Genomic DNA, 4,252 nt, shown 5'->3' on the forward strand with positions numbered 1-4,252 from the left:
CCCACGCACCCGCACCCGCCCCCAAACCGCACCTGGCAAACGCGTAGGCGCCCCGCAACTCCCGAATTGTCACTACCGCCGCTTACTGTCGAAGCATGGAAGGCACCGCAGGCACCACAGGTACGCACACAGCAGCACCCCACCCCTACGACCCGACGTCAGTCGACCGCTGGGCAACCGAGCCCGACAAACGCCCCGGCCGCACCGCCTTCCAACGCGACCGCGCCCGAATTCTCCACTCCGCCGCCCTACGACGGCTCGCCGGCAAAACCCAGGTCGTCACCCCAGGGACCCGCAGCCAGGCCTGGGACGCCAGCCCCCGCACCCGCCTGACCCACTCCCTGGAGTGCGCCCAGGTAGGCCGCGAACTCGGCGCAGCCCTCGGCTGCGACCCGGACCTGGTCGAAGCGGCCTGCCTCTCCCACGACCTGGGACACCCACCCTTCGGCCACAACGGCGAACAGGCACTCAACGAATTCGCCGACGACTGCGGCGGCTTCGAGGGCAACGCGCAATCCCTCAGACTCCTCACCCGCATCGAACCGAAGCGCTTCGTAAGAAGCGACACGACAGGTGAGATGGTGAGCGTCGGCCTCAACCTCACCCGTGCCGCCCTCGACGCCGCCACCAAGTACCCCTGGCCGCGCGGAGGGCACCCCACCGACCCCAAGTCCCCCAAGTTCGGCGTCTACGAGGACGACAGACCCGTCTTCGACTGGGTCCGCAAGGGCGCCCCCGGCACGCGCACGTGCTTCGAGGCCCAGGTGATGGACTGGTCGGACGACGTGGCGTACTCGGTGCATGACGTCGAGGACGGCCTGCACGCGGGCCACATCGACCCCAACTGCCTGCACGCCGAACCGGAACGCCAGGAGATCTTCCAGGTGGCCATCGGCCGCTACGTCCCCGCGGACACGGCCCCTGACGAACTCGCCGAGGCACTGGACCGGCTCCAGAACCAGCCGTGGTGGCCGCACGGCTACGACGGTTCGGCCGTCGCGCAGGCCCGCCTCAAGGACGCCACCAGCCAGCTCATCGGCCGCTTCTGCCTGGCCGCCGAGTCCGCCACGCGCGCGGCGTACGGCACCGGCCGCCTCACCCGCTACGACGCCGAACTCGTCGTACCGCACGAGGCACGGCTGGAGTGCGCGGTCCTCAAGGCGGTCGCCGACCGGTACGTGATGCAGCGCGCGGAGCAGGAGCGCATCCGCGCCGACGAGCGCATCGTGGTCGCCGAACTCGCCGAGGTGCTCACGAGCCGCGCCCCGGACGGTCTGGAGCCGCAGTTCCGCGCCCAGTTCGACGAGGCGCCCGACGACCGTGCCCGCAAACGTGTGATCGTCGATCAGATCGCGTCACTCACGGACGCGTCGGCGCGGTCTCTTCACGCGCATCTCACGTCGCTGGGGCACAGTGACGCGAAACAAGCCCGAATGTGACCCTCCGTGGCCTGATCGGGCCACACCCCCTTCCCCCATCACACTGCGTGCGGGACGCTCGCATATGGCGGCACCCTTACGAGGAGGCATCAAGTGGTCGACGCGGATCAGACGTTCGTCATCATCGGAGGAGGCCTGGCCGGCGCCAAGGCGGCCGAGACGCTCCGAGCGGAGGGCTTCACGGGCCGCGTGATACTGATCTGCGACGAACGCGACCACCCGTACGAGCGCCCGCCGCTGTCCAAGGGCTACCTCCTCGGTAAGGAGGAGCGCGACAGCGTCTTCGTCCACGAACCCGCCTGGTACGCGCAGAACGACATCGAGCTGCACCTCGGCCAGACCGTCGACGCCATCGACCGTACGGCGAAGACGGTCCGCTTCGGGGACGACGGCACCCTGGTCCGCTACGACAAGTTGCTCATCGCCACCGGCTCCGAGCCCCGCCGCCTCGACATCCCGGGCACGGACCTCGCGGGCGTCCACCACCTGCGCCGCCTCTCGCACGCCGAGCGCCTCAAGAACGTTCTCGCGTCCCTGGGCCGGGACAACGGCCATCTGGTGATCGCCGGCGGCGGCTGGATCGGCCTGGAGGTCGCGGCGGCGGCCCGGGAGTACGGCGCCGAGGTCACCGTCGTGGAACCGTCCCAGACGCCGCTGCACGGCGTCCTCGGCCCCGAACTCGGCCAGCTCTTCGCCGACCTGCACGCCGAGCACGGCGTGCGCTTCCACTTCGGCGCCAGGCTCACCGAGATCATCGGCCAGGACGGCATGGTGCTCGCCGCCCGCACCGACGACGGCGAGGAGCACCCCGCGCACGACGTCCTCGCGGCGATCGGCGCGGCCCCGCGCACCGTGCTCGCCGAGGCGGCGGGACTGGAGCTGGCCGACCGCGCGCACGGCGGCGGCATCGCCGTCGACGAACGGCTGCGCACCTCCGACCCCGACATCTACGCGGCCGGCGATGTGGCCGCCTTCCACCACGCCCTCTTCGACACCCGCCTGCGGGTGGAGCACTGGGCGAACGCCCTCAACGGCGGTCCGGCTGCGGCCCGCGCGATGCTCGGCAAGGACGTCACCTACGACCGCGTGCCCTATTTCTTCTCCGACCAGTACGACTTGGGTATGGAGTACTCCGGCTGGGCGCCCCCGGGCTCCTACGACGAAGTGGTGATCCGGGGAGACGCGGGCAAGCGCGAGTTCATCGCCTTCTGGATGAAGGAGGGCCGTGTGCTGGCCGGGATGAACGTGAATGTGTGGGACGTCACAGAACCCATCCAGCAGCTCATCCGCTCCCGGGCACAGGTGGACACCGAGGCCCTTGCGGACCCACACGTTCCACTGGACAGCCTGGGCGTCTGAACCGTCTCGTCGTCACTGCTGTCAGTCGGGCCCCGTAGAATTCACGCGTGGCAGGACGGATCAACGACGAGGACGTGAAGGCTGTTCGGGACGCGGTCCCGATCGACGCCGTGGTGTCCGAGTACCTCCAGCTGCGGAACGCGGGCGGCGGCAACCTCAAGGGTCTCTGCCCCTTCCACGACGAGAAGTCGCCGTCCTTCCAGGTCAGCCCCAGCAAGGGTCTCTTCCACTGCTTCGGCTGCCAGGAGGGCGGCGACACCATCACGTTCGTGATGAAGGTCGACCACCTCACGTTCTCCGAGTCGGTCGAGCGTCTGGCCGCCCAGGCCGGCATCACGCTGCGGTACGAGGAGGGCGGGTACAACCCCGCCAACCAGCGCGGCGAGCGCATCCGCCTGGTCGAGGCCCACAAGGTCGCCGCCGACTACTACATGGAGCAGCTCGCCGTCAGCCCCGAGGCGGACACCGGCCGCAAGTTCCTCGCCGAGCGCGGCTTCGACCAGTCCGCCGCCGAGCACTTCTCCGTCGGCTACAGCCCGCAGGGCTGGGACCACCTCACCCGCTTCCTCCGCGGCAAGGGCTTCACCGACAAGGAGATCCTCCTCTCCGGCCTCGCCCAGGAGGGCCGCCGCGGCCCCATCGACCGCTTCCGCGGCCGCCTGATGTGGCCGATCCGCGACATCGGCGGCGAGGTCGTCGGCTTCGGCGCCCGCAAGCTCTACGAGTCGGACAACGGCCCGAAGTACCTCAACACGCCCGACACCGCGATCTACAAGAAGTCGCAGGTCCTCTACGGCATCGACCTCGCCAAGAAGGACATTGCCAAGTCGTCCCGCGCGGTCGTCGTCGAGGGCTACACGGACGTCATGGCCTGCCACCTCGCCGGAGTCACCACCGCCATCGCCACCTGCGGCACGGCCTTCGGCGGCGACCACATCAAGATCCTCCGCAGGCTGCTGATGGACAACGGCAGCGCGCGCGTGATCTTCACCTTCGACGGCGACGCGGCCGGCCAGAAGGCGGCCCTGCGCGCCTTCGAGGACGACCAGAAGTTCGCCGCCGAGACGTACATCGCGATCGCCCCGGACAACATGGACCCCTGCGAGCTGCGCCTCGCCAAGGGCGACGAAGCGGTCGCCGACCTGGTCGAACCCCGCACCCCGCTCTTCGAGTTCGCGCTCCGCCAGATCGTCGTCCGCTATGACCTCGACACCCCCGCCGGCCGCGCCTCCGCCTTGGACGAGGCCGCCCCGATCGTCGCCCGCATCAAAAACAGCGGCGCCCAGCACGAGGTCGCCGTCCAACTCGCCGGCATGCTCGGCATCCTCGACACCCAGTTCGTGGTCAAGCGCGTTGCCCAGCTGGCCCGTTGGGCCCGCGACCGAGGCGGCAAGGGTCCGGCGCCGACCCGAGGCGGACAACAGCACCAGCCGTACGACACCACCCCCCGCACC

The 4,252-nt window shown here is 69.8% G+C and carries 3 protein-coding genes; all 3 read left to right on the forward strand.

What is annotated here, in order from left to right:
- The first annotated feature begins 95 nt into the window (after positions 1 to 95).
- The gene (locus tag AC31A1_RS47630; protein ID WP_489659307.1) at positions 96 to 1,439 is read left to right on the forward strand and encodes a deoxyguanosinetriphosphate triphosphohydrolase; all 1,344 of its coding nucleotides are present in this window, start codon (positions 96 to 98) and stop codon (positions 1,437 to 1,439) included.
- 93 nt (positions 1,440 to 1,532) lie between these two features.
- Positions 1,533 to 2,798 carry an NAD(P)/FAD-dependent oxidoreductase gene (locus AC31A1_RS47635; protein ID WP_489659308.1) on the forward strand — a complete coding sequence of 422 codons (1,266 nt, stop codon included), beginning with the start codon at positions 1,533 to 1,535 and terminating at the stop codon, positions 2,796 to 2,798.
- A 47-nt stretch (positions 2,799 to 2,845) separates the two neighbouring features.
- The coding region (dnaG, locus tag AC31A1_RS47640) for a DNA primase (protein WP_489659309.1) at positions 2,846 to 4,252 on the forward strand (1,407 nt) is incomplete at its 3' end.

The sequence above is a fragment of the Streptomyces sp. P5F9 genome, from assembly GCF_057961495.1.

What these genes read in the sequence shown, in the direction of transcription:
- AC31A1_RS47630 (WP_489659307.1), top strand. Translation starts at nt 96, where the DNA reads ATGGAAGGCACCGCAGGCACCACAGGTACGCACACAGCAGCACCCCAC.